A 25,119-nucleotide genomic window follows, 5' to 3' on the forward strand; every position below is an offset into this window, starting at 1 on the left:
GGCTCCGGACCGGGTGCGGGAGCGGAACGTGGGGGGGGCGGGACGGGGCGGGGGCCGGGGCCGGGCGCGTGACGCCGCGGGCGGGGGTTCGGGCTCGGGTCCCGACCCGAACCGGTCCGGACCCGATCCTGACCGGACCGCCGGGTCGCGGGCGCGTGGTGCGGTGACGCCTGCGGCGAGCTTTCCCCCTACCCGCCCCTTTCCGAAACCGGGCTCCGCCCTGACCCGTACCGCGCTCCGCGCGGTGTCGTCAAACGCCGGACGGGCCGAAAACGCCGCTTCGCGGCACCTCAGCCCGTCGGCGAAGGCGCTCCGGCCCTCCTGGGAATGCCGGCCCCGGACAACTCCGGCCCGCTGGCGATTGAGGCGCGGGGGTGCGGGGGCTGAGCCCCGAAAACACCGCGCGAAGCGCGGTGCCGGTCCCGGGCGGAGCCCGGTTCGGGGAAGGCGCGGGGTCCGGGGCGGAGACCCGGTTCGGGCAGGGGCGGGTAGGGGACAGGCTCACGCCCGCACCCACGCGCCGTCAGCCGAAGATCAGGTACACCACGCCATAGCTGACCGCCGCCACCATCGCCGCCGCCGGCATCGTGATGAACCACCCCAGGATGATGTTCTTCGCGACACCCCACCGCACCGCGTTCACCCGCTTCGTCGCGCCGACGCCCATGATCGCCGAGGTGATCACATGCGTCGTCGAGATCGGCGCGTGGAACAGGAACGCCGAGCCGAACATGATCGACGCGCCCGTGGTCTCCGCCGCGAAGCCCTGCGGCGGGTCAAGCTCGATGATCTTGCGGCCGAGCGTCCGCATGATGCGCCACCCACCGGCGTACGTACCGAGCGACAGCATCACCGCACAGGCGATCTTGACCCAGGCGGGGATCGGGTCGCCCTGGTTCTCGACGTCGGCGATGACGAGGGCCATCACGACGATGCCCATCGTCTTCTGCGCGTCCTGAAGGCCGTGGCCGAGCGCCATGCCCGCCGCGGACACCGTCTGCGCGATCCGGAAGCCGCGCTTGGCCTTGTGGGGGTTGGCGTTGCGGAACATCCACAGGATGCCGACCATCACCAGGTAGCCGATGGCCATACCGACGATCGGCGAGACGAACATCGGGATGACGATCTTCTCGAGCACCCCGGTCCAGATCACCTCGGTCCCGCCGGCGAGCGCCGCGCCGACCATGCCGCCGAACAGCGCGTGCGACGAGGAGGAGGGCAGGCCGAAGTACCAGGTGATCAGGTTCCAGACGATCGCACCGACCAGCGCCGCGAACAGGATGCCCATACCGCGTGAGCCGACGGGCGTCTCGATGAGTCCTTCGCTGACGGTCTTGGCGACGCCCTGTCCGAGGAAGGCACCCGCGAGGTTCATCACCGCGGCCATCGCCAGTGCCACGCGCGGCGTCAGTGCCCTCGTGGAGACCGATGTCGCGATCGCGTTCGCGGAGTCGTGGAAGCCGTTGGTGTACGTGAAGAAGAGCGCGACCCCGATGGTCACGACCAGGGCAAAGGTGTCCACGTGGTTCAGGACTCCTTGACCGCGATGGTCTCCACCGTGTTCGCCACGTGCTCGAACGCGTCCGCGGCCTCTTCGAGCACGTCGACGATCTGCTTGAGCTTGAGGACCTCGATGGCGTCGTACTTGCCGTTGAAGAGGTGCGCGAGCAGCTTGCGGTGGATCTGGTCCGCCTGGTTCTCCAGCCGGTTGACCTCGATCCAGTACTCGGTGAGGTTCTCCATCGTGCGCAGGTGCGGCATGGCCTCGGCCGTCAGCTCCGCCGCCCGCGCCAGGACCTCGATCTGCTGCTCGACACCCTTGGGCAGCTCTTCGACGTTGTAGAGGACGACCAGGTCGACGGCCTCCTCCATGAAGTCCATGATGTCGTCGAGGGACGACGCGAGGTTGTAGATGTCCTCACGGTCGAAGGGCGTGATGAACGAGGAGTTCAGCTGGTGGAAAATCGCGTGGGTGGCGTCGTCCCCGGCATGCTCGGCGGCCCGCATCCGTTCCGCGATCTCGGCCCTGGCGGAGGATTCCGCCCCGAGCAGTTCCATCAGGAGCTTCGAGCCCGTGACGATGTTGTCCGCGGATGCGGAGAACATGTCGTAGAAGCTCGTCTCCCTGGGGGTCAGACGAAATCGCACGTGGGGTCCTCGGGGTGCTTGGATTCGGTCAGGCTGATGCTAGGCGCATCATCCGGCCACGGCTAACCGGCAGTATCCCAGTGTCGCCCATCAGAACAAGGCGATCTGCACGGACCCTCACCGGATTCCGCACGATTCGTTACCATATACCCACGAGGGGTATACGCCCCCTTTCGGGACAACGGGAGGACACGATGACGACCACCGAGGCGGCCGGCCTTCCGGTCACGGAGCAAGAGACCGACCACGACCGCGGCGTGCACGGGTACCACAAGCAGAAGGACGAACACCTGAAGCGGCTGCGCCGTATCGAAGGCCAGATCCGCGGGCTGCAGCGGATGGTCGACGAGGACGTGTACTGCATCGACATACTCACCCAGGTCTCGGCTTCGACCAAGGCACTGCAGTCCTTCGCGCTGCAGTTGCTCGAGGAGCACCTGCGGCACTGCGTCGCGGACGCGGCGGTGAAGGGCGGCGCCGAGGTGGACGCCAAGGTGGAGGAAGCGACGAAGGCCATCGCCCGTCTGCTGCGCACCTGACCGGGCGGCCTTGCGTGGCTTGATCTTTGCGGTCCCCGCCGCGTGCGGCACCGCTCGGACCGGCCGGTGCCGGTGCGGCCGGATCAGCGCCTCGGCGCTCTCTCACCGGCAGGCGGCACGCTCGGCCGCCACCATCAGAACCTCGTCGATACGGTCCGCGCTGAGTCGCTCCTCCGCGGCGGCCGACGCGGCGATCATCAGCTCGCCGCACAGCTCGATCTCGGCGAGGGCCACGTGGTCGTCCTGGACGGTGGCCGTACTGGGCGGGGCCACGTGCAATCACCTCTTCCGGCCGATGTCGGTTTCCTAGCGTAGGGAGCGGTGCACGCGCTGCGCATGGCACGTCCGGACCATTTAGGTTCTGACTCTCCCGGCCCAGGCACCCCTGGCCTCCTCCGCGCGGACGGGCCCGTCCGGCACGCTCAGGCCTCCACCTTTCCGGAGTAGATGTCCTTCTCGTCCGGGAGCTGGACGACCACCCGTGCCCCGAAGTCGAAGAGGACCGTGGTCGATGTGACGTCGACCGTACGGCCCTCATTGACGAACGCGAAGCGGTGCCGCACCTTCCGGAGCCTGCCCGCCTCGTCGAGGTAGGCATCGAACGGCACCACGTCCCTGGCGAACCCTTTCGCCGCCGCGGTCAGTGCCCCCTTCGCATGAGGTTCCGCGACCCGCGCCGCCCGCCCGATGTCGGTGACGCCCTTGAAGTGCCGTACCTTCTGGCCGGCGATCTCCACATCGCCGACGTATGTCACCCGGTCCGCGCCACGCAGCAGTTCGGCTGCGGTGAGCGGGTCGGTCGCTCCACCCGTGACCAGGTTCCCGTCGTCCAGGGTGGTCGTGTCCACCCTGACCCACTTGTCCGCGGGCACACCCGCGCCCCGGTTCTTCATGTACAGGGCGCCGGACGTCAGCAGTTCGGTGATGGGCTCGTGCTCGTCCTCGCCGGCGGCGTCCGGCGGCAGTACGACCGTCAGCCTGCCCATGCCCCGGACGAAGTCGTATCCGCCCTCGCCACGGATGGTGACCCGGGTACCGCCCGAAGCCATCTCCATCGACGTACGCGCCTTGGAGCTCCTGGCCCCCGCCAGCGCGTCAGCGGCTCTGCGCACCTCGTCCGCCGGACCGCCGGACCTGCCCGGGGCAGCTCCGTTGCCGTCCTGCGCGGCAGCGCCCGGGTTCGAGCACCCCCCGGCCGCCGCCACGGCCATGGCTGCCAGGACGGCGACCGCTCCGCCCCTGCGCTTGTGCTGCACCACCATTGCCTGCCAACCCCCAACACCGGACCGCTGCTTGTACGGGTGCCCCCTTGCCCTCCGCCCGAGGGGCCGGGGAACGACCCATTCGCATAACGACCGCCCCGGCACGTCGTCACGCCGGTCCCGGAGGCTTTGCGGCGCCCGGGGCCGCAGTACCGTTGACCCGTGCCCCAGCAGGACCCCTCGGCCGGTGACCCGGCGACGCATACGACCACCACCGTCGAACGCGGCTCCTTCGCCGTGGCGCGCTGCACCTGCGGCTGGACGGGACCGGCCAGACGGTCCCGGGACCGGGCCCGTACCGACGCCCGGTCCCACGTACTGACCCCCACGTCCTGACCGGGCCGTCGGCCCGGGAACCTGCCGGCGCCGGGAGCCGTCTCGTTCCCCAGGAGGTTCCATGGACCGGCGTGCACTGCTGACCACCGCTGTCGCCCTCACCGCGGCCGCCGCTACGGGCTGCACGGAAAAGGAGGTACGCACCGCGCCCGGCACCACCGCCTCCCCACCCGCCCCCTCGCCGTCGGCCGCCAGGACCGCCGCCGCGAACTGGGCCGCCCTCGCCCGCGGCCTCGACGGGCAGCTGATCCGTCCCGGGGACGCGGCGTACGCGAGCGCCCGGCAGCTGTACAACACGCGCTTCGACTCGCTGAAGCCGGCGGCCGTCGCCTATGTGGCGGGCGAGGAGGACGTCAAGGAGTGCCTCGCCTACGCACGGGCACACGGCACACCGGTGTCCATCCGCAACGGCGGCCATTCCTACGGCGGCTGGTCCTCGGGCACCGGACGCCTCGTCATCGACGTGTCGTCGCTGGACCGGGTCGAGGCCGACGGCTCGATGGGCGCCGGCGCCAAACTCGTCGACGTCTACAACACACTGGCCCGGCACGGCCGCACGGTCCCCGCCGGTTCCTGCCCCACGGTCGGCATCTCCGGTCTCGCACTCGGCGGCGGCCACGGTGTCACCTCCCGCGCCTACGGGCTGACCTGCGACAGCCTCACCGAGGCGACGGTCGTCACCGCCGACGGCAGAGCGCTGACCACTGACGCCGACGAGAACAAGGACCTCTTCTGGGCGCTGCGCGGCGCCGGGAACGGCAACTTCGGGGTGGTGACACGGCTGCGTTTCCGCACCAGCCCCACCCCTGACACCGTCACCGCGTACCTCAACTGGCCATGGCAGAAAGCGGAACGGGTGCTCGCCGCCTGGCAGCGCTGGGGCCCCGACCAGCCCGACGAGATCTGGTCCTCGCTCCATCTGTCCGCCGGCCCCGGCGGCTCCAGGCCCACCCTGTCCGTCGTCGCCTTCACACTCGGCGCGGAGGGCGATCTGCAGAACGCGGTCGACCGGCTCGCCGGCGCGGCCGGCTCGGCCCCCTCCTCCGTCGCCCTGCGCCCCCGCAGCTACCGGGACGCCATGCTCGGCTATGCGAACTGCCTCTCCCTCAGCGAGGAACAGTGCCGGCTGCCGGGCAGCACCCCGGGCCGTGACCGGCGGGGCACGCTGACCCGCGAGACGTACGCCTCGGCCTCCGACTTCTACGACCGGGACATCGCGGCCGGCGGTCTGCGCGCGCTGATCGGTGCGGCGGAGGCCTTCACCCGTCTCCCGGCCGACGCGGGCGGCGGCGGTTCGATCGCCCTCACCGCGCTCGGCGGATCGGTGAACCGGGTGGATCCGCTCGCGACGTCGTTCGTGCACCGCCGGTCACGGATGCTGGCCCAGTACATCGCCGCCTGGCGGCCAGGCACCGGCGGTGCCACGCAGCAGTCCTGGCTGCGGGACACCCATGCGTCGATGCGGCGCTACGCGTCGGGAGCGGCGTACCAGAACTACGCCGATCCGGCCCTGTCCGACTGGCGCCGGGCCTACTACGGACCCGCCCTCGACCGGCTCACCCGGCTGAAGAAGCGGTACGACCCGGACCGCCTGTTCGACTACCCGCAGGCGCTCTGACCCGGACCTGCGTGCCGGCGGTTCCACCGGCCCGAGGCCCGCGGCGGAGGCTCCCGGACGCGCGGGGGCACGCTCCCGGACCGCCCGGGTATACGCGCCCCACCCGGACGTCAGCGGCGCTCAGGAGAACGCCTCGCCAGGAACTCCTCGAACGTCACCTTGCCCACGGCCTGCTCCGGCGTCAGATGCCCGCCCGCCCGGAACCCTCGGTACGCCTTGCCGGCCAGGCGCACGTTCAGCAGTGGACGGCGCCGTCCGCTCGCGCGCAGGTAGGCCCGCGCCAGCTCCGGAAACGGACGGACCTCGGGGCCGCCCATGTCCGGGACGCGACCCGCAGGCGCCCCGTCCGCGAGCTCGGCCAGCCGGGCGGCGACCTCCGCCACCTCGATCGGCTGGTCGGCGACCCCTGCCGGGAGCACCATGACCGGCAGCTTCGCCGAGCCGTGCAGGAACCGCAGCACCAAGTCGTGGAACTGTGTCGTGCGCAGCACGGTCCAGCCGAGCCCCGACTCCTCGACCTGCCTCTCCACGGCGAGCTTGGTCCGGTAGTAGCCGAGCGGCACGCGGTCGACGCCGACGATCGAGATGTACACCAGATGCCGCACCCCGGCCCTGCCGGCCGCCTCGATCAGATGGCGTGCCGCCTGCTCGTCGCCGCCGCGCGGCGAGCTCGCGCAGTGCACGACGGTGTCCACTCCCGCCACGGCCGCGGCCAGCCCTGTGCCCTCGCGGAGGTCCACGGCGTACGGCCGGGAGTGCCTGCTCAGCACCCGCACCTCGGCACCGTCCGCACGCAGCCGCTCGGTGACGAGCCGGCCGAGCGTTCCGGTGCCGCCGGTCACCAGGATCGTCGTCATCGCAGTTCTCATCCCTTCGCCGGGAGTGCGCTCCCTGGTGGAGCGCACGTCATCCACTGAGAACCGACGAGGACCCGAAGATGTGACAGCCCTTCGTGACCCGCACTCACCAGCGGGTCACGCATCGGCGGCCACGGCGGCGAACTGCCGGCCCGCGAAAACGAGTTTGTCCGGGTTCGCGACGACCCGCACGTGGGTGATGACGCCGTCGCGCAGCTCACACGAGGCGACGGCGACGAGCTGCTCCGCCGCGTGCGCCACCAGGGCCGGCATCCCGTTGACCTCGGCGACCATGAGGTCGAGCTCACCCCCGGTCCGCCGCAGGCCCACCAGGAAGTGCGCCACCGTCTCGCGGCCGACGAGCGGGCGCCGCGCCGCGGTGACCTTGCCGCCCCCGTCGCTCCACCAGGTGACGTCCTCGGCGAGCAGCCTCTCCAGCTCTGCCAGATCGCCCTCACGTGCCGCCAGGACGAACGACTCGACGAGCTCGTGCTGCCGCTCGGCCGGCGGCACGAAGCGGGCCTCGGGCGTCGCCACCCGCTGGACCGCCCTGCGGTACAGCTGGCGGCAGTTGGCCTCGCTCAGGTCGAGCACCCCGGCGATGTCCTGATGGCGGTAGCCGAACGCCTCGCGCAGAACGTAGACCGCACGCTCCGTCGGCGTGAGCCGCTCCAGCAGCACCAGCAGCGCCGTCGACACGGCGTCACGCTGCTCGGCGGACTCCATGGGTCCGAGCGAACCGTCCTGAGTGAACACCGGCTCGGGCAGCCACGGCCCCACGTACTGCTCGCGCTGCGCACGGGCCGAGGTGAGCCGGTTGAGGCAGAGGTTGGTGACGACCCTGGCGAGCCAGGCCCCCGGGTGCTCGATCGCCGCGCGATCGGCGCCGCTCCAGCGCAGATAAGCGTCCTGCACCGCGTCCTCCGCCTCCTCGGCGGAGCCGAGCAACCGGTAGGCCAGACCGAACATCCTGGGGCGGTGCGCGGTGAACTCCTCGGCGGTCCCTGACATCACCCGCCCAGCCTGCCAGAGGCGCGAAAGCGTCCGGCAACCGGCGTCCGGCCCGATGGGCAACGGCCCGCACGCACCATCATGCGGTCATCCGGCTCCGCGGCCTCCGGCCCGGCGGGTCAGGCCGCGAGGCCGTTCTCGCCCTTGCCCTCGGCCCTCGGCTCCGGGATGTCCAGGGACTCGGGCCGCAGTGAACCGCCCGCCGAGGACCTCTTGGACCGCACGAGCCACCCGAAGTGGCGTGAGCCCGCGATGGCCGACACCAGCGGCGTGAGCAGCGCGAGCGCCGGCGGGGCGAGCAGCAGCGCCACCGCCGTACCGAGGGCGAATCCGCCGATGACGTCGGTCGGGTAGTGCACGCCCATGTAGACACGGCAGAAGCCCTCGGCGAAGGCGAGCCCCAGCGCGGCGACACCGAACCGGCGGTTCGCCACGAACAACCCGGCGGCGATCGCCATGGCCATCGTGGCGTGGTCGCTCACGAACGAGTAGTCGGTCTTCCCCGCGACGAGGACCTCGAGACCCTCGTGCGAGAGGAACGGCCGGGGCCGTTCCACGAAGCCCCGGATGGGGATGTTGACGAGCAGGGCGATACCGGCGGCGAGCGGTGCCCAGATCACCCCGGCGACCGCCGAGACCGAGTCCTCCGCGCTGCCGCGCCGACGCACGCTCCACCAGCACCAGAGGCCGACCAGCACGAGGGCGAGCATGATCCCGTACTCGCCGACGAACTCCATGGTGCGGTCGAGCCAGGTGGGCGCGTCCTTGGCGAGGCCGTTGATGTCGTAGAGCAGGCCGACATCCGGGTTCACACCGTCTGCTGCGAGTCCAGCCATCTGCTGCGGCCCCTTGCCTTGTGCCTGCCGGCGCACCTGCCTGTGCGCCGTCCTGAATCAACCCCCGTGGTCAGTGCGGTGTCTGCTGCATGGTCAGTGCGGCCTTCCCTGCCCAGGGAACGACGTGATCGGCGGTCGCGTTCCACTCTCCACCGAACGATCACCATGACGTTATCGAAGAGTGACACGTCGTCGCAGCTCAGAGCCCGGGCACCACCGTCGTGTTCCAGCCACTCGGATGCCTCCTGCTCATGCCTCAGGAGCCTTCGGCAGATCCGTGGGCAGGGCGCGTGCGCCGTCCTCGGTGACGCGTGTCGCGCCGAAGTAGTCCGGGGTGTCGATCTTGTCGAACCGGATCACCGCACCGGTGTACGGGGCGTTGATCATGTACCCGCCGCCGACATACAGCCCCACGTGCCGGATCGCCCTCGAGTTGGTCAGGTCGTCCGAGAAGAAGACCAGGTCGCCCGGCAGCAACTCGTCCCGCGAGGGGTGCGGCCCGGCGTTGTACTGGTCGTTCGCCACCCGCGGCAGCTCGATCCCCACGGTGCGGTAGGCCGCCTGCGTCAGACCCGAGCAGTCGAAACGCCCGCCCTGCTCCGGCGTTCCGTTGCCGCCCCACAGGTACTTGGTGCCCAGTTTCTGCTGCGCGAAGTAGATGGCCCCGGCCGCCTGCTTGGATGGCTCCACCCGGCCGACGGGCTTGGCGAAGCTCTGCTCGAGCGTCCGGATGACCTTCACGTAGTTCTGCGTCTCGCGGTACGGAGGAACACCCCCGTACTTGATCACCGCGTAGGCGCCCGCGTTGTACGCGGCGAGCATGTTGTCGGTCGGATCACCCGGCGCCTTGCGAACATATCCGGCCAGTTCGCAGTCGTACGAGGCCGCCGACGGGATCGCGTCCTCCGGGTCCCACACGTCACGGTCCCCGTCCTTGTCCCCGTCGATCCCGTGCGTCGCCCACGTGCCCGGGATGAACTGGGCGATGCCCTGCGCGGCGGCGTGGCTCTGCGCCCTCGGGTTCCAGCCGCTCTCCTGGTAGAGCTGGGCGGCGAGCAGCGCGGGGTTGATGGCCGGGCAGAGGTTCCCCCACTTCTGCACCAGCGACTGGTACTTGGCCGGCACGGCCCCCTTCGCCAGCCCCACCGCCCCGTTCTTGGAGCCACCGAGGAGCCCGGAGGCCGCCGAGTACGTGCCGACGACGAGCAGCGCGACGAAGCACAGGCAGAACCCGATCGAGAGCCCCGCGACCAGCCACGCCTTACGCACCGTCAAACACCCCTCAGCGCCCGGTAGTCCGCATCGGCGCCAGTCTAGGCGGACGCCCCTCTCTCGTGGAGGCGCTCGACCGGCGCACCGGTTCGCGATGCCCGCCGTCCTCGACGAGCACTGCAACGGGGACCGCCGTCACTGCGCTGCGGGAGGCCCGCCGGAGGCGTAGCGGGGCAGTCGGCGAGTGGTGAGTGGGAAGGACAGCGGGATGGGCAGCGCGACCTCGTCGCCGTAGGCGCCGGAGCGCACGTCCCGGTATCGGCCGTCGCGCGGTCGGCGGCACAGGCGCCAGGTGCCGTCGCGGGGATCGACGATCAGCAGGCCACGGACACACGCGACGGCGTACCAGTCCTCCTTGTGCGCCACCCCTCGGCCCTTCTCCTGACGGGATATCACCTCAACGGCCAACAGCAGCGCTTGCGTACCCACCACCGGGCTTCCCAGGGTGCCCGGGGCGAGGACGACGAGGTCCGGCCGTACGAAGTCGTCCAGATCCATGGGCATCTCGACGGTCGCCCCCTCCAGGACGGCCACCGCCGTGTGCGCCCGGAGACCGGCCGCGAGAAGCCGGACGGACTCCGCGCGGGCTTCACAGGGCGGCGGGGACAGCACGAGAGCGCCGCCGACGATCTCCACCCGGAGATCCGTGGCGCGCGTGATCAGCCGGGCGACGGCGCGAGGCGTGCGGAGCGTACGAGCCGCCAGGCCGCCCAGGAGCGTGCGGGAACCGCTCACCGCCCGCCGCCGATCTCGACCCAGAGAAGCTTGCCCGGCTCAAGCACGGTCGCGCCCCAGGCGACCGCGCACTGAGCGACGAGACCAAGGCCCCTGCCGCCCTCGGCGTCCGGAGCGGCGCGCCGAGGCAGCCCGTGGAAGGGCGGCGGCACGTTGGGGTTGCTGTCCCACACCCCGAGCCTCAGCCGCCCCCGCTCGGGCGCCCTGAGCCGCAGCCCGTACGGGCCGTCGGTATGCCGGAAGGCGTTGGTGACGAGCTCGGAGGCCAGCAGTTCGGCGGTCTCGACGAGGGTGGCCAGTTGGTGGGCGTGGAGCACCGCGCGCAGGATGTGGCGGGCGATGCGCGGGGCGCGGGGGTCTTGCGGGAGTTGGAGGGAGTAGGTCCAGGGCGGGGATACGGTGAGCATGGAAGTCTCCTCGACGGAGGGCGGCTTGAGGTGGGCGTGACGCGTGCCTGGTGACCAGGTCGCTCCGTCGAGCGGGGTGCTTCCAGGCGGGTGGCCTGAGTCAGAGATTAGGGGCCACGCAAAGAAGCTTTGCGTCGATTGGAGGGATTCCATGCTGGAATCCCTCGTGTGGGTGACTCAACCACCCCTGACACCGGAGGAGTCAGATGGCTGCGAGGCCGGTCCCGACAGCGCGGCGCGTCCGCCTCGCCACCGAGCTGCGGCGACTACGCGAGCGAGCCGGAATGACAGCCACCGAGGCGGCCAAGGAACTCGGCACCAGTTCAGGACAGTTGAGCAACGTCGAGACGGCCAGATTCGGCGTGAGCGCGGACCGGGTCCGGGCCATGGCGCGTGCCTACTCCTGCTCGGACCAGGCGTTCGTCGATGCGCTGGTGACCATGGCCACCGAAAGAAGCCGGGGGTGGTGGGAGCAGTACAGGGACATCCTTCCCACCGGCCTTCTGGACCTTGCCGAGTTCGAGCACCACGCGACAGAGCTGCGCACGGCATACACCTCGCACATCCCTGGTCTCCTCCAGATCGCTGACCACGCCCGGGAGGTCTTCCGCCAAGTCGTGCCCGAGCTGACGCCACCAGAGATCGAGCACCGGGTGTCGCACCGCATCAAGCGTCAGGACGTCATCTATCGGTCGAGCCCGATCCCATACAGGTGCGTGGTGCACGAGGCCGCGCTCCGCATGCAGTTCGGCGGACCGGCGGTCGCACACAGGCAACTGGACCACCTGCTCGGCATGAGCGAGCGGCCCGACATCACCCTGCGCGTGATTCCTTTCGCCAGAGGCGCGTTCCCTGGCTCAGGTCAGTCCTTGGCCTACGGACACGGCCCTGTTCCTCAGCTCGACACCGTCCACCTCGACCAGTCCCACGGGCCCGTCCTGCTCGACGCGGAAGCGCAGCTCGCCCGCTATCGGACTCTGCTCGACCGGATGGAGGCCGTCGCTCTCACACCCGAGGCGTCCCGGGACTTCATCCAGAAGATTGCCCGCGAACTGTGAAAGGACCGGCCGTGCTCGAATCCGCTTGGCAGAAGTCTTCGTACTGCGGCGAGGGCGACGCCTGCCTGAACGTTGCTGCGGACGCCACCGGCGTCAGACTCACCGAAAGCAGCGATCCGGACGGACACATACTCCACGCCACCCCCAACGCCTTCGCGTCACTGATCCGCGCGCTCAAGACCGAAACACCGAGCCCGGAGATAGCCGTCACCCGCACCTCCGACGGTCTCGTCCGCATCGGCGCGACCGTCACCACCACGGCCGAGAAGTGGGATGCCTTCGTGCTCGGCGTACAGGCGGGCGAGTTCGACCACTTCGTTCAGGACGGGCGTTCACTCGTTCGGCAGAGGTGATCACCAAATCCGTACGGCTGCCCCGACCTGCGGACCAAGCTTCAATCCGTGTCGCACAACAGCAACGCCGACAAAGTGGTGGGTGTGTCGGCACTCGGCAGACCCGTCCCGATGTCGAGGAACTGACGGATTCCAGCCTTTCCTACGAGATGCCGCACGGCGCGACCGAGGAACTTTCGATCGGCCAGGGCGTAGTCCCCGATGCCCGGATGCAGTGTCCGGATCTGGTCGCCGACCTCCCTGTCGACCGGATAATTGCCCTTGCCACCGGTCCAGTAGTTCCATATCCGCGCCGTGTGCGGGCGCGAGGTGTCCGTACGAGCAGCCATGGGCACGTTTTCGGTCACCCCGCGAAGCGTGGGCAACTCGACCTGTGAGCAACAGGGTTGAGTAGAAACCGGCACGGATGCCGTCGCGGGGGCACCCAGGACCCCGCGCAACTGGTCTGGACCAGTTGCGGCTACTCTGTGTGACGCAGCCCAGAAGGCTGAGGTCAGACCCCCCTCCGGTGACCACGGCGGGGACCGGTAACACAGCACCAGGAGCAACACGTGAAGAACGCTGCGAGCGTGACGGACGCACCCGCCACACAGGACGCCCGCGGGGGAAGAACAGAACGCCGAAGCAGTGACGCCGGCGGCACGGTGGCGACGGTGACCTTCATCGCACTCCTCGCCATCGCCTTGGGAGTGCTCGGCTACATGGTGGCCATTCGCTGAACCGGGCCGGGCCGAGGTCCGGTGAGCACTGCGGCGGCGCGGATCCCGACGGGGATCCGCGCCGCCGTCGTCGCAGCCCGCACGAACCACCCCAAAGGTGGAACAACGACAGTCATTGCTCGAAGTCACCCTCCGTGATACACAGAGTAACCATGCACCCACTCGCACCGATACGAACAGCGCCACCGCAGGTCAGGGAGGCCGGCTCGGTCATACGTGCGGAGATCGGGTAAAGAGACCCTCCAAGTCGGCATACGCGGGCGGTTTCATCAGCGAAGATAGAACCTGAGCCTGTGCCGAGCCGGCGTGGGCGGCCAACAACCCAACTGGGGCGGTGAGTTACATGATCCTGGCAGCCGAAAAGGGCGATATCACCACCATCATCGGCGGAATCGCCCCGAACTGGGGGCCGTTCGGGAGCCTGGGCAACGAGGCTCGAGTGATGATCGAGGTCGTGATGGCCATTGCCATCCTGCTCTGCCTCGGCATCGCGATCTGGGGAGCGGCCAAACAACGCATCGGCGCGACGGCACTGCGCGACACGTTCAGCGCCGAACAGGGCAAGGGCCTGATCGTCGCCGGTCTGACCGGCGTCTTCATCATCGGGTCACTGGGGACCTTGTTCACCATTGTCTACGGGATGGCTGTCTAGCACCCGTCAGTCCTTTCCGGGCACGCCCGGGCCCACCGTTCGAGGTTGCGTCACCCTGATGTCGAGTCACCACACCGCGCCGACGCGGCAAGCAGTTCGTCCACCACTGGTTGAGGGGGCCTGGGCCAGATGAGCCTCGGCGACGATCACGGCTACGGCGGCGAGCCGGGCCGTACGAGCGACGGCTTCGGCGGCTCGGGACAGACCCGTACCCGCCTCCCGGGCAGCACCGACACGGACGTCTACGGCGGGGCACGGCGCACGGGGCGCAGCAGCTCACGGTCGCTCATCACGGTGGTGGGTGTAGTGGTGCTGCTGATCGCGGCGATCGCCTTCGCCAACCAGGGCGGCAGCGCGGACTCCCCGCCGGAGGCCGCCGGCAAGGCTCCCAAGGCCCAGCCGACGGCCCCGTCGGGCGTCCGCCCGGTGAAGGGCAACGCTGGCGGCATCCCGACGGGGTACGCGCAGGACGAGCAGGGGGCGCAGAGCGCGGCGGCGAACTACGCGGTGGCGTTGGGGTCCGACGGCATGTTCGACAAGGCTCGTCGCGACGAGATCGTGAACACGGTGTACGCACCGGATGTCGCGGCAGCCCGGCGTGGTGATCTAGACAGCGTCTACTCGAGCAAAGAGTTCCTTACCGGCATCGGTCTTGAGCCGGACGGCACGGCGCCCGCCGGGATGACCTTCATCACCCGCTTCAATCCGGTTGGAGCCAAGGTCGAGAGCTTCACCTCCGCCCGGGCAAGCGTCTCGGTCTGGTATTCGGCCCTCTTCGGGCTTGCGGGCGAAGGCTCGCAGAACCCGGTCACCGAGAGCTGGTACACGAACACCTTCGACTTGAGATGGGTTGACGGTGACTGGAAGGTCGCCGACTTCACGCAGAAGGAAGGTCCCGTGCCAGTGGGCCGGGATCAAACCGCCTCGGGTGCGCAAGAGATGGCGGACGCCGTGCAGCAGTTCGGAGGGTTCACTTATGCCCGCTAAGCGCCGTGCCATCTCGTTCGCCGCTGCGTTCGCCACCGTTCAGTCAGGTGCCGTGATGCTCCCGACACGAGCATCCGCCGACCCGACCCCCACGCCGAGCAACGACCCCTGCGACCTCATTCGCGGCCCCGCCCGCGACTACTGCGAGAACGGCGAAGCCCCCGCCACCCCCGGTCGGTCGTCCGTCGACGACCCCACCGCCGCGCTGGACCCGTTGTCCTCGCTCGCCCGCGGCTGCGCCGACGCCGCGTCGTGGACGATCGGGAAGCTGTCGCAGGCCGTCGAGTCGACGGCCACCGTCGACTTCACGAACGTGACCTTCCTCGCCCACTACGCCATCGTCTTCGCCGCCGCCTCGATCCTCACGCTCCTCCTGTGGCTGCTGGCCGTCGCCAAGCGGGCCATCAGGGGCGTGCCGTTCATGACGGCCGTCTCGGAGGCGATCGGGTTCCTGTGGCTGACGGTCCTCGCTTCCGCGTTCACGCCGCTGATCCTCTACACACTCGTCTCGGTCACCGACAGCGTGACCGAGGTCGTCTCAGGCAGTACGTCCGGGCAGACGGAGATGTTCTTCGGGAACTTCTCCAAGGCCCTCGCCAAGGGCGACGACATCGGCGGCGGACCGATCATGCTGATCGTCGTCTCGCTCGTCACGATCCTCGCCGCCGGGGTTCTCTACCTGGAGCTGTTCATCCGGGCCGTGCTGCTCTACGTCGGCGCGCTCCTCGGCGTCGTCGTCTACGCGGGCCTCGTCGACAAGAACATGTGGGGCCACGTCCGCCGCTGGGCCGGGATCATGATCGCGATCATCCTGGTCAAGCCGGTGATCGTGATCGTGCTGGGCCTCGCGGGCGCGCTCTCCGCCGACGACGGGCCGGACTCGTTCTCCGCCGTCGTGTCCGGGCTGGCGATCATCCTGCTCGCCATCTTCGCCTCCGCGATGATCTACCGTTTCGTCCCGGGGTTCGGGGACGAGATCGCCGCCTCCCGCAACAACCGCATCCAGAACGGCGCCGAGGGCAAGGCGGCGGCCGTCATCAGCTCGCCTGCCGCCCTCGTCTCCCAGGGCATCAAGACCCACAGTTCCCGTGGCAACACCGGTGGCGACAGCGGGGGCAGCACCCCCCGCCCCGCCAATCCCGCTTCCGGCGGCATGGCGGCCCACGGCAGCCGTACACCAGCGGCCGGCGGCAGCGCCGCGCCCGCGCCCCGTAACAGCCCGACCGGCGGTACCCCGCACAGCAATCGCAACAGCACAGGAGGTGGCCGGCGTTGACGACCCAGTCCCAACCGATCACGCCCCGCCGCACGTACCTCATCGGCCGTGCCCGGCCGAACGCGGTCATCGGCAAGAACCGCGAGACCGGCGAGATCGCGCTGATCATCGCCGGCGCGTTCCTCGGCATGATGAGCGGGCTGCTGGTCCCGGTCCTGTCCCTGCGCATCGTGCTGCTGATGGGCTTCCCGATGCTGGCGCTCGCCGCCGTCTACGTGCCCTACAAGCAGCGCACCTTCTACAAATGGTTCGAGATCAACCGCAGCTACAAGCGTTCACTGCGCAGCGGCGGCACCCTCTACCGGTCCGGTGCCGTCGAGGCCGGCACCCGGCTCGACGGGCGGGAGGTCGAGGTGGGCCCGCCGCCCGGCATCGGCCGGATCAACTGGCTTGCCGCACCCTTCGGACCCGACGAGATCGCCGTACTGCTGCACGCCGACCGCCGCACCGTCACGGCCGCGATCGAGATCGAGGGCCCGGGCGTCGGCCTGCGCGACAGCGAGGACCAGGAGGCCCTCGTCGACCGCTTCGGGACGCTGCTGAAGCACGTCGCCAACGGCGACGGCTTCGTGACCCGGCTTCAGATGCTCGCCCGCACCCTCCCCGCCGACCCGGACGCGCACGCCAAGGATGTCGCCCAGCGCGGCAACGCGGCGGCGCCCGGCTGGCTCCAGCAGTCGTACGAGCAGCTCCAGTCGATGGTGTCGACGTCCAGTGAGCAGCACCGCGCCTATCTTGTGGCGTGCATGCACTACTCCCGCGACCTTGCCGCGGAGGCGCACGCCATGGCCCGTGCCGTGCGCCATGCCTCGGGCGCCAAGCGGCTCGACAAGGACGCCGGTCTGGCCGTCGTCATGGCGCGTGAACTCACCGACATCTGCGCCCGGCTCGCCGAGGCCGACATCCGCGTACGGCAGCCCCTGGGACAGTCCCGCCTCGCGTCGCTCGTGCACTCCATGTACGACCCGGACCACCCCATCGACCACATCCAGGCGATGACGAAGCGGAACGCCTGGCCGGCCGAGCTGGACGCCGTCGAGCCCACCTACCTCCAGGCGAAGACACGCGAGTCGTCGACCCGCGCCCCTTGGTGCCACTCCACCGCGTGGGTGAAGGAGTGGCCGATGACCCCTGTCGGCGTCAACTTCCTTGCCCCGCTGCTCGTCCACACCCCCGACGTGATCCGTACGGTCGCGGTCACCATGGACCTGGAGCCCACCGAGGTCGCCATCGAGCGGATGCTCACCGAGAAGACCAACGACGAGGCGGACGCCAGCCGGGCCGCCAAGATGAACCGGACCGTCGACCCGCGCGACATCGCCGCGCACGGCCGGCTCGACCAGCGGGGTGAAGATCTCGCGAGCGGTGCGGCGGGGGTCAACCTCGTCGGGTACATCACTGTGTCGTCGCGTTCGCCCGAGGCCCTGGCCAGGGACAAGCGCACGATCCGGGCCTCCGCCGGCAAGTCGTACCTGAAGCTGGAGTGGTGCGACCGCGAGCATCACAGGGCCTTTGTGAACACCCTGCCGTTCGCGACCGGCATCCGACGCTGACCGAGAGGGCAGTCCGCCATGCGAGATCCGCTGTCCGTCCTCACGGATTCGTTCACCTCCTTCCTCTTCGGGAAGGTGGAGACCACCCGTCTGCCCGTCCGTACGTCGACAGGCCAGGCACAGGCCGTCTACCTGCCCACCGCCGCGCCGGGCCTCGGCGACTCGGGTGTGATCATCGGCCGCGAGGTCTACAGCGGCAAGGGCTACATCTACGACCCGTTCCAGCTGTACGGGCAGCAGCTGCCCGCCCCGCACTGGCTGGTGCTCGGCGAGTCCGGCAACGGCAAGTCGGCGCTCGAGAAGACGTACGTACTGCGGCAGTTGCGTTTCCGCGACCGGCAGGTCGTCGTGCTCGACGCACAGGGCGAGGACGGCGTCGGCGAGTGGAACCTCATCGCGCAGGAGTTGGGGATAACCCCCATCCGGCTCGACCCGATGACGGCGCGCGACGGCGGTATCCGCCTCAACCCGCTCGACCCGTCGATCACCACGACCGGCCAGCTGGCGCTGCTGCGCACCATCATCGAGGTCGCGATGGGGCACGGCCTCGACGAGCGCGCAGGCTTCGCGCTCAAGGTCGCCCACGCGTACGTCAACGCCAGCATCACCGACCGGCAGCCGGTCCTCACCGACATCGTGGAGCAGCTGCGGCATCCGGAGCCGGAGTCCGCGGAGGCGATGAACGTCGACATAGACGACGTACGCGCCTGGGGCCTCGACGTGGCGCTGGTCCTGGACCGGCTCGTCGACGGCGACCTGCGCGGCATGTTCGACGGGCCGACCACCGTCGGCATCGACCTCGACGCCCCGCTGATCGTCTTCGACCTGTCGCACATCGACCGCAACTCCATCGCCATGCCCATCCTGATGGCGATCGTCGGTGTGTGGCTGGAGCACACCTGGATCCGGCCCGACCGCAAGAAGCGCATCTTCCTGGTGGAGGAGGCGTGGCACATCATCAACAGCCCCTTCGTCGCGCAGCTCTTCCAGCGGCTGCTGAAGTTCGGGCGCAGGCTCGGTCTGTCCTTCGTCGCAGTGGTCCACCATCTGAGCGACGTCGTGGACGGCGCGGCGGCCAAGGAGGCCGCCGCGATCCTCAAGATGGCGTCCACCAGGACGATCTACGCCCAGAAGGCCGACGAGGCACGGGCCACCGGGCGGGTGCTCGGCCTGCCACGATGGGCCGTCGAGATCATCCCGACACTGACTCCGGGTATCGCCGTGTGGGACGTCAACGGCAACGTCCAAGTGGTCAAACACCTCGTGACGGAGGCGGAGAGACCGCTCGTCTTCACCGACCGGGCCATGACGGAGTCCTCGGCCCCTTCCGTGCCGGAGCATGTCCAGGCAGCGGAATGGGAGGCGGAGCAGCGCGCGCGGCTCATCGAACAGCAACAGTTGGACGAGTCGTCCGAGTCGACGGTGGCATGAGATGCACGAGGGGCGACAGGGACAGGGCGGCGGTCGGCCAGGAGAGCGCCAAGGGGGCGTCCCCGACGGCCTGTTGGTCGGGCTGCTGGCCTTCCTTCTCGGCCTGACGCTGCTCGTCTGGTCGGCCACGGGACTCGCCGGCGCTTTCGCCCACGGCGCCTGGCCGGCGGGCGTCACGTTCGGCAACACGCCCACAGCCATGCGGGAACTCGCCGCCTCGCCGCACGACCTGTCCGGCGCCTGGCCCGCCACGCCACCGGCGCAGCTCTCGGGCTACGGACTGTTCTGGGGCCTGCTCATCGGCCAGTTGATGGTGCTGATCGTGCTCACGGTGTTCACGCTCGGTACGGTCGCCCGCTGGCGTGCCGTCCGGGCGGCGGCACGCGAGGAGCGCGCCCGGCTCCGGGAGCAGCCCGCGCGAGAACAGCGGCCGCACCGGGAGGCCCCCATACACGCACAGGTCATGGCTGAAGCGGCGCCCGCTGCCGAGGCCGCTCCCGTCGCGCCCGTGGAAGCGCCCGCGGCGGTCCCGATCCCCACCGTCCCGGCCCCGCGCACCCGTACACCACGCGTGCTGTACGGCGACCGCACCGTCCGCCACCCCGCCGCCGTGCAGGCCCTCCTCGACGCGGAGGGCCCCGCGCTCGTCGTCACCTCCGACCCCATGGTGTGGGCCGACACCAAGGACGCGCGGGCCAAGCTCGGCCCCGTCCTGGTCTACGACCCCGGGCACCTGTGCGACACCCCCGCCCGGCTGCACTGGTCCCCCACGACCCACTGCGAGGACGACAGGACAGCGGCGGCCCGCGCGACCGCCGTGCTGGCGCCCGTACGCCCCCGGGCGCTCATCGACGCCACCATGGCGGACACGGCAGAGACGCTCCTGCGCTGCTGGCTGCACGCCGCCGCCGTGGACGGCCGCCCGTTCCGTCAGGTCCACCGCTGGGCCCAGGGCACCGGCGCCCACGAGCCGGTACGCATCCTCCGCACCCACCCCAAAGCCACGCCGGGACTCGCCGGGCTCCTCGAGTCGGCGCTCACCGCCCACCCGGAACGGCGCGAAGTGGCACAGCAGTTGGCCATTCGTGCACTGTCCGCGCTGTCCTCGGTCCACATCCGTGAGGCGTGCACACCGAATCGAACGGATTCGCTCGCCCTGGAATCATTCGTGAACGAAGCGGGCACGCTCTATGTGGTGGGTGAACCGATCGAGGATCCTCGCACCCACCCCGGCGCGATGCCTCTGTTGACGGCGCTCGCCGCAGACGTGGTCGAGCACGGCCGCCGCATGGCCGCACGGTCATCCGACGGTCGGCTCGACCCACCAATGACGCTCGTGCTCGACGACGTCGCGGCCGTCGCCCCGCTCCCCCACCTCCCCGAGCTGCTGGCCACCGGCCAGGACCAGGGCCTCGCGACCCTCGCCCTGCTCCGCTCCCCCGAACAGGCCCGCGCACGCTGGCAGGACGCGCTCCCCGCGCTCTGACGTCGCCCCCGCTATCGCCGGATCTCGTACTCCCGGGCCGGCGGGTCCTCGGGCACCGGCGCCAGCTCGTCGCTCGGCACGAACCCGACCTTGCGGTACAGGGCCGCGGCCCGCTCGTTGTCCTCGTGGAACAGCAGCCTCACCCGGTCCACCCGCGGCGAGTCCAGCGCCCACGACCAGTTGAGCGCCGCACGGAACAACTTGGCCGCGAGCCCGCTGCCGCGCGCCTCCGCCCGTACGAACACCCCCACCACGTGGGTCTGGTCCACCGGCGCCGGCTTGCCGATACGCGCGCTGCCCTTGGGTTCCACCAGCACGGACACCGTGCCGTCCCACCGGCCGTCCGGTGCCTCGGCCACGAACTGGACGACGTCCACCCCGGCGGCGACCGACGAGGTGCGCTCCTGCCAGAAGGAGTCGGGCTGCCCGAAGGCCTGCTCGTACGACTCGTAGAACGCTATCGGGGCAAGAGGGTCCTGCAGGGCGGCCAGCCGCAGGTCGCGGACCTGCACCCACTCGTCGGCGCGCACGCGCCGGATCACATGTTCCATCCCCCGATACTGACTTTGACCAGCGCCCCCGAGCAACGGCGTTTCCCGGTCGTACCCAGGTACTACGCCGCTCCCCGGGATCCCGCCCGCGGTCGGACGACCGTCCGTCTCACGCTCCATAGCGTCGGTGGCATGACCGGATCACACGGCATCGAAGCCGTCGGACTCACCAAACGCTACGGCGACAAGACCGTCGTCCAGGACCTCACCTTCAGTGTCGGGCCAGGCTCCGTCACCGGCTTCCTCGGACCCAACGGCGCCGGCAAGTCCACCACCATGCGCCTCCTGCTCGGCCTCGACGCCCCCACCCGCGGGCACTCAACCGTCGGCGGCCGCCCCTACGCGACCCACCCGGCGCCCCTCACCCAGGTCGGAGCCCTGTTGGAGGCCCGCTCCATCCACCCCGGACGCACCGCCAGGAACCACCTTCTCGCGCTCGCCCACACCCACGGCATCCCGCCCTCCCGCGTCGATGAGGTCATCGGCATGACCGGCCTGACCGATGTCGCGGGGCGGAGGATCAAGGGCTTCAGCCTCGGCATGGGCCAGCGCCTGGGAATCGCCGCAGCCCTCCTCGGCGACCCGGCCACCCTGGTCCTCGACGAACCCGTCAACGGACTCGACCCCGACGGCGTCCTCTGGATCAGAACACTCCTGAAGTCCCTCGCCGCGGAGGGCCGTACGGTCCTCGTCTCCTCGCACCTGATGAGCGAAATGGCCGTCACCGCCGACCATCTCGTCATCATCGGCCGCGGCAGGCTGCTCGCCGACACGACGGTGGAAGCGTTCGTGCGGGACGCCGGCGCGTCCGCCGTGAAGGTCGTCTCACCGGAAGCGTCCTCCCTCGCCGGCGTCCTCGGCGGACCGGGCGTGGACGTGGAACGGGCAGGCCCCGACGAGCTGCTCGTACGCGGCACGGACAGCAGGAGCATCGGCCGCACCGCCGCCGCCCACGGAATCCCCCTGTTCGAACTGACCCCTGTCACCGCATCGCTGGAACAGGCCTTCATGGAACTCACGCACGAGGCGGTCGAGTACCAGGCCGTCCCGCTCGAAGGAGCAGCAGCATGAGCACGTACGAGCTGACCCCCGCCCGTGTGCTGCGCTCCGAGTGGCACAAGCTGTGGACGCTGCGCTCGACCTGGATCACCCTGATGACGGCCGGGCTGCTGACGTTCGGCATCGGCCTCCTCATGGGCGCCACCTACGAGACGGGCGGTGGCGACGGTGACGTGGACGTGGTCGTACTCACCCTCATCGGCGTCCAGTTCGCGCAGATCGCGTTCGCCGTCCTCGGCATCCTCGTCACCGCGGGCGAGTACTCGACCGGCATGATCCGGGCCTCGATGACCACGGTGCCCCGCAGGCTCCCGGTGCTCTGGTCCAAGGCTGCCGTCTTCGCCGCCGTCACCTTCACCGTCACGCTCACCACGGCGTTCGTCACCTTCCCGACGGCGCAGCTCTTCTTCGCCGGCACCGACCAGGAGGCCTCCGTCGGCGACCCGGGAGTCGTGCGCGCCCTCGTGGGCAGCTCGGCCGGACTCACCCTGCTGGGGCTGATCGCCCTCGGACTGGGTGCGCTCGTGCGGTCGGTGCCGGGAGCGATCGGCGCGTTCATCGGCGGCATGATGGTGCTGCCCGAGGTGATCTCCGTGCTCCCGTACGACGTGGTGGCCGATGCCGTGGAGTACTTCCCCACGAAGGCCTTCGAGTCCCTCCTGTCGGCGGAGGCGATCCCCGGAGCGGCCTCACCGGGCGGCGCACTGCTGGCCCTGACCCTGTGGGCGGCCGCGACCCTCGCGGGGGCCGCCGTCCTGATCAAGCGCCGGGACGTCTGAGGCCGGGCCGGCCGGTGTACGAGGATGTGAGCATGCGCATGGCCCAGCAGAAGCGCCTCCCGCAGACCGCCCCCGCTCCCCAGGGCTGGTCGACCGGCGCCCAACCGCTCACCCGCCGGCTCCAGCGCCTCACCGAACGGCTGCGCGCCTTCGACCGCCGGCGCCCGCTGGTCTGGGACCTCCACCTCACCGCGGTGTTCGTGTTCGCCGCGCTGGTGGACGCGGCGGGCGGCTGGCGCAACGTCGCCTTCAACGACGACGTGCCGTCGTGGCTGGTGCTCGCCATGAGCCTGGGCTTCTCCGTGCCGCTGCTGTGGCGGCGCGGCCATCCGCTCGCCGTGCTCCTGGTGATGCTGCCGTTCTCTCTGGCCAACGCGGCGAGCGGCGCGCATCTTCAGGCGTCGTTCCTCCAGATGATCGCCGTCTACAACATCGCCCTGCGACTGCCGTTGCGCACCCTGGTGTGGTCGTTCGGCACCGTGCTCGTCCCGCTGGCGGTCGGTGCCACGGCCTACCCGGTAGGCAGTTGGGACCAGCAGTTCGTGCCGATGTTGTACAGCTTCGCGCTCGTCGCCCTGTTGGGACTCGCGGTCCGTTCACGGCAGGAGTACACCGCCTCCCTGGTGGAGCGCGCCAGACAGCTCGAGGTGGAGCGCGACCAGCAGGCGCAGCTCGCGGCAGCCGCCGAACGCACCCGTATCGCCCGGGAGATGCACGACATCATCGGCCACAACCTGTCGGTCATCACCGGTCTCGCGGACGGCGGCGCCTACGCCGCCGTGGGATCCCCTGAGCGCGCGGCCCAGGCCCTCCAGGCCATCGGCACCACCAGCCGACAGGCCCTGACGGAGCTGCGGCGGCTTCTGGACGTCCTGCGCGAGGACCCGGATGCCCCACCCCCTGCGGACCTCGCCCCGCAGCCGGCCCTGGCCGACCTGGAACGGCTGGTCGACGGCGTACGGGCAGCGGGCCTGCCGGTGGATCTCACCGTCGACGGCGACCCGGGCCCACTGCCCGCGGGGCGCCAGCTGACGGTCTACCGGGTCGTACAGGAGGCCCTCACCAACTCCCTGAAGCACGGCGGCCCCAGGGCGACGGCCACAGTCGCCGTGCGGTACGCGGCGGACGCGGTCACCGTCACGGTCACGGACACCGGAACCGGCGGCGCGCCCGGGAGCACGGGCCGCGGACTGGCCGGTATGCGAGAGCGAACAGCCTTGTACGACGGCACACTTGAGGCCGGTCCGCTGCACCGGCCCCCGGGGGGCTGGCGCGTACGTCTCCACCTTCCGAAGGAACCCGACCAGTGACGACAGTGCTCATCGTCGACGACCAGCCCATGCAGCGTTTCGGCTTCCGGATGCTGCTGGAGAGCCAGGACGACATGACGGTGGTGGGCGAGGCCGGAAACGGCGCCGATTCAGTACGTCAGGCCGCGGAACTCCACCCCGACGTCGTCCTGATGGACATCCGCATGCCGGGTCTCGACGGGATCGAGGCGACGCGGCGCATCGTCGCCTCGGGCGCCCGCACTCGTGTCCTCATCGTCACGACGTTCGACCTGGACGAGTACGCCTACAAGGGCCTGCGCGCGGGCGCGAGCGGCTTCCTCATCAAGGACGCGATGCCGGAGGAGCTCCTCTCCGGCATCCGTGCCGTGGCCGCCGGAGAGGCGGTCGTCGCTCCCAGCCTCACACGCCGGCTCCTGGACACGTACGTGCAGCACCTGCCGGAGACCACGGCCGTCGGGACCGGCGAGCCGGTGCCGGACACGCGTCTGGCACGGCTGACGGAACGGGAGCGCGAGATTCTGACGGTGATCGGCCAGGGCTGGACGAACACGGAGATCGCGAGCCGGTTCCACCTGGCCGAGTCCACGGTGAAGACCCATGTGAGCCGCATCCTGGCCAAGACCGGCGCGAGGGACCGCGTCCAGGCGGTCATCCTGGCGTACGACACCAGGCTGGTGAACCCGTCCTGAAGTCCGGGCGGCGCCCCTGTCGTACGGGAATCGACCCTGAACGCAGGAAAGCCCCGCACCAGAGGTGCGGGGCTTTCCCACAATGATTGTTCGGCGGCGTCCTACTCTCCCACAGGGTCCCCCCTGCAGTACCATCGGCGCTGAAAGGCTTAGCTTCCGGGTTCGGAATGTAACCGGGCGTTTCCCTAACGCAATGACCACCGAAACACTATG

27 protein-coding genes, 1 rRNA gene and 1 pseudogene are annotated in these 25,119 nt (G+C 70.1%); 16 read left to right on the forward strand and 13 right to left on the reverse strand.

Annotated elements, in window-relative coordinates; genetic code table 11:
* Nucleotides 1–523 precede the first annotated feature (523 nt).
* Nucleotides 524–1,522 carry an inorganic phosphate transporter gene (locus tag MDN94_RS06520; protein ID WP_482724991.1) on the reverse strand — a complete coding sequence of 333 codons (999 nt, stop codon included), beginning with the start codon at nucleotides 1,520–1,522 and terminating at the stop codon, nucleotides 524–526.
* A gap of 5 nt (nucleotides 1,523–1,527) precedes the next feature.
* Entirely contained in the window at nucleotides 1,528–2,148 is a 621-nt protein-coding gene (locus MDN94_RS06525; protein WP_344357841.1) for a DUF47 domain-containing protein, read from the reverse strand.
* Nucleotides 2,149–2,342: 194 nt separating this feature from the next.
* Between MDN94_RS06525 and MDN94_RS06530 the strand changes: the two genes are divergently transcribed.
* On the forward strand, nucleotides 2,343–2,687 hold the full coding sequence (locus tag MDN94_RS06530; RefSeq protein WP_005315479.1) for a metal-sensitive transcriptional regulator: 345 nt from the start codon (nucleotides 2,343–2,345) through the stop codon (nucleotides 2,685–2,687).
* 102 nt (nucleotides 2,688–2,789) lie between these two features.
* Here the strand turns inward: MDN94_RS06530 and MDN94_RS06535 are convergent, their stop codons facing one another.
* Together MDN94_RS06535 and MDN94_RS06540 are read right to left on the reverse strand one after the other, a co-directional pair.
* On the reverse strand, nucleotides 2,790–2,960 hold the full coding sequence (locus tag MDN94_RS06535) for a hypothetical protein (RefSeq protein WP_482727116.1): 171 nt from the start codon (nucleotides 2,958–2,960) through the stop codon (nucleotides 2,790–2,792).
* A 149-nt stretch (nucleotides 2,961–3,109) separates the two neighbouring features.
* Nucleotides 3,110–3,949 (reverse strand): SCO4651 family lipoprotein, encoded by an 840-nt coding sequence (locus tag MDN94_RS06540; RefSeq protein WP_482724992.1) that lies wholly within the window; start codon nucleotides 3,947–3,949, stop codon nucleotides 3,110–3,112.
* Between the two features lie 162 nt (nucleotides 3,950–4,111).
* Between MDN94_RS06540 and MDN94_RS06545 the strand changes: the two genes are divergently transcribed.
* Nucleotides 4,112–4,285: a hypothetical protein gene (locus MDN94_RS06545; RefSeq protein WP_482724993.1), complete on the forward strand. Its 174-nt coding sequence runs from the start codon at nucleotides 4,112–4,114 to the stop codon at nucleotides 4,283–4,285.
* A gap of 61 nt (nucleotides 4,286–4,346) precedes the next feature.
* Nucleotides 4,347–5,903, forward strand: a complete 1,557-nt coding sequence (locus MDN94_RS06550; protein WP_482724994.1) for an FAD-binding oxidoreductase — start codon at nucleotides 4,347–4,349, stop codon at nucleotides 5,901–5,903.
* A 110-nt stretch (nucleotides 5,904–6,013) separates the two neighbouring features.
* Here the strand turns inward: MDN94_RS06550 and MDN94_RS06555 are convergent, their stop codons facing one another.
* The 6 genes from MDN94_RS06555 to MDN94_RS06580 form a co-directional block, all read right to left on the reverse strand.
* Nucleotides 6,014–6,760, reverse strand: a complete 747-nt coding sequence (locus MDN94_RS06555) for an SDR family oxidoreductase (protein WP_482724995.1) — start codon at nucleotides 6,758–6,760, stop codon at nucleotides 6,014–6,016.
* A 117-nt stretch (nucleotides 6,761–6,877) separates the two neighbouring features.
* Nucleotides 6,878–7,771 carry an RNA polymerase sigma-70 factor gene (locus tag MDN94_RS06560; RefSeq protein WP_482727019.1) on the reverse strand — a complete coding sequence of 298 codons (894 nt, stop codon included), beginning with the start codon at nucleotides 7,769–7,771 and terminating at the stop codon, nucleotides 6,878–6,880.
* 119 nt (nucleotides 7,772–7,890) lie between these two features.
* Entirely contained in the window at nucleotides 7,891–8,607 is a 717-nt protein-coding gene (locus tag MDN94_RS06565; RefSeq protein ID WP_482724996.1) for a phosphatase PAP2 family protein, read from the reverse strand.
* A 249-nt stretch (nucleotides 8,608–8,856) separates the two neighbouring features.
* A complete protein-coding gene (locus tag MDN94_RS06570; RefSeq protein WP_482724997.1) occupies nucleotides 8,857–9,876 on the reverse strand; it encodes a C40 family peptidase in 1,020 nt (339 codons plus the stop codon).
* Between the two features lie 138 nt (nucleotides 9,877–10,014).
* Nucleotides 10,015–10,614 (reverse strand): Uma2 family endonuclease, encoded by a 600-nt coding sequence (locus MDN94_RS06575; RefSeq protein WP_482724998.1) that lies wholly within the window; start codon nucleotides 10,612–10,614, stop codon nucleotides 10,015–10,017.
* Nucleotides 10,611–11,021 carry an ATP-binding protein gene (locus MDN94_RS06580; protein ID WP_482724999.1) on the reverse strand — a complete coding sequence of 137 codons (411 nt, stop codon included), beginning with the start codon at nucleotides 11,019–11,021 and terminating at the stop codon, nucleotides 10,611–10,613. The genes MDN94_RS06575 and MDN94_RS06580 overlap by 4 nt, the downstream gene beginning before the upstream one ends.
* A 206-nt stretch (nucleotides 11,022–11,227) precedes the next feature.
* Here MDN94_RS06580 and MDN94_RS06585 point away from each other — a divergent pair, with 206 nt between their 5' ends.
* Nucleotides 11,228–12,079, forward strand: coding sequence for a helix-turn-helix domain-containing protein (locus tag MDN94_RS06585; RefSeq protein ID WP_482725000.1), 852 nt, complete (start codon nucleotides 11,228–11,230; stop codon nucleotides 12,077–12,079).
* Between the two features lie 11 nt (nucleotides 12,080–12,090).
* Entirely contained in the window at nucleotides 12,091–12,432 is a 342-nt protein-coding gene (locus tag MDN94_RS06590; protein WP_482725001.1) for a DUF397 domain-containing protein, read from the forward strand.
* An 86-nt stretch (nucleotides 12,433–12,518) separates the two neighbouring features.
* Here the strand turns inward: MDN94_RS06590 and MDN94_RS06595 are convergent.
* Nucleotides 12,519–12,761 (reverse strand): annotated as a pseudogene (locus MDN94_RS06595) (SAM-dependent methyltransferase); the annotation flags it as partial.
* A gap of 222 nt (nucleotides 12,762–12,983) precedes the next feature.
* Between MDN94_RS06595 and MDN94_RS06600 the strand changes: the two are divergent.
* From MDN94_RS06600 to MDN94_RS06630, 7 genes are all read left to right on the forward strand, one after another.
* A complete protein-coding gene (locus MDN94_RS06600; RefSeq protein ID WP_441266836.1) occupies nucleotides 12,984–13,151 on the forward strand; it encodes a hypothetical protein in 168 nt (55 codons plus the stop codon).
* A gap of 343 nt (nucleotides 13,152–13,494) precedes the next feature.
* Entirely contained in the window at nucleotides 13,495–13,803 is a 309-nt protein-coding gene (locus MDN94_RS06605) for a hypothetical protein (RefSeq protein ID WP_005315450.1), read from the forward strand.
* A gap of 129 nt (nucleotides 13,804–13,932) precedes the next feature.
* Complete coding sequence (locus MDN94_RS06610; RefSeq protein ID WP_482725002.1) at nucleotides 13,933–14,790, forward strand: DUF8175 domain-containg protein; 858 nt, start codon at nucleotides 13,933–13,935, stop codon at nucleotides 14,788–14,790.
* The gene (locus MDN94_RS06615) at nucleotides 14,780–16,066 is read left to right on the forward strand and encodes a hypothetical protein (protein ID WP_482725003.1); all 1,287 of its coding nucleotides are present in this window, start codon (nucleotides 14,780–14,782) and stop codon (nucleotides 16,064–16,066) included. The genes MDN94_RS06610 and MDN94_RS06615 overlap by 11 nt, the downstream gene beginning before the upstream one ends.
* Nucleotides 16,063–17,619, forward strand: a complete 1,557-nt coding sequence (locus MDN94_RS06620; protein WP_189468459.1) for an SCO6880 family protein — start codon at nucleotides 16,063–16,065, stop codon at nucleotides 17,617–17,619. Before MDN94_RS06615 ends, MDN94_RS06620 begins: the two co-directional genes overlap by 4 nt.
* An 18-nt stretch (nucleotides 17,620–17,637) precedes the next feature.
* Complete coding sequence (locus tag MDN94_RS06625; RefSeq protein WP_482725004.1) at nucleotides 17,638–19,050, forward strand: ATP-binding protein; 1,413 nt, start codon at nucleotides 17,638–17,640, stop codon at nucleotides 19,048–19,050.
* 1 nt (nucleotide 19,051) lies between these two features.
* The gene (locus MDN94_RS06630; protein ID WP_482725005.1) at nucleotides 19,052–20,536 is read left to right on the forward strand and encodes a type IV secretory system conjugative DNA transfer family protein; all 1,485 of its coding nucleotides are present in this window, start codon (nucleotides 19,052–19,054) and stop codon (nucleotides 20,534–20,536) included.
* 11 nt (nucleotides 20,537–20,547) lie between these two features.
* Here the strand turns inward: MDN94_RS06630 and MDN94_RS06635 are convergent, their stop codons facing one another.
* Nucleotides 20,548–21,087 carry a GNAT family N-acetyltransferase gene (locus tag MDN94_RS06635; RefSeq protein WP_482725006.1) on the reverse strand — a complete coding sequence of 180 codons (540 nt, stop codon included), beginning with the start codon at nucleotides 21,085–21,087 and terminating at the stop codon, nucleotides 20,548–20,550.
* Nucleotides 21,088–21,219: 132 nt separating this feature from the next.
* Between MDN94_RS06635 and MDN94_RS06640 the strand changes: the two genes are divergently transcribed.
* The 4 genes from MDN94_RS06640 to MDN94_RS06655 are packed head-to-tail and all read left to right on the forward strand — an operon-like array spanning nucleotide 21,220 to nucleotide 24,906.
* The gene (locus MDN94_RS06640) at nucleotides 21,220–22,158 is read left to right on the forward strand and encodes an ABC transporter ATP-binding protein (RefSeq protein WP_482725007.1); all 939 of its coding nucleotides are present in this window, start codon (nucleotides 21,220–21,222) and stop codon (nucleotides 22,156–22,158) included.
* A complete protein-coding gene (locus MDN94_RS06645) occupies nucleotides 22,155–22,925 on the forward strand; it encodes an ABC transporter permease (RefSeq protein ID WP_482725008.1) in 771 nt (256 codons plus the stop codon). The genes MDN94_RS06640 and MDN94_RS06645 overlap by 4 nt, the downstream gene beginning before the upstream one ends.
* 32 nt (nucleotides 22,926–22,957) lie before the next feature.
* Nucleotides 22,958–24,235 carry a sensor histidine kinase gene (locus MDN94_RS06650; RefSeq protein WP_482725009.1) on the forward strand — a complete coding sequence of 426 codons (1,278 nt, stop codon included), beginning with the start codon at nucleotides 22,958–22,960 and terminating at the stop codon, nucleotides 24,233–24,235.
* Nucleotides 24,232–24,906: a response regulator gene (locus tag MDN94_RS06655; RefSeq protein WP_482725010.1), complete on the forward strand. Its 675-nt coding sequence runs from the start codon at nucleotides 24,232–24,234 to the stop codon at nucleotides 24,904–24,906. The genes MDN94_RS06650 and MDN94_RS06655 overlap by 4 nt, the downstream gene beginning before the upstream one ends.
* 88 nt (nucleotides 24,907–24,994) lie before the next feature.
* On the opposite strand, the gene rrf is transcribed toward MDN94_RS06655, so the two are convergent.
* A 5S ribosomal RNA gene (rrf, locus tag MDN94_RS06660) occupies nucleotides 24,995–25,111 on the reverse strand.
* Nucleotides 25,112–25,119: the final 8 nt, after the last annotated feature.

Source organism: Streptomyces sp. WAC00040 (assembly GCF_056835925.1).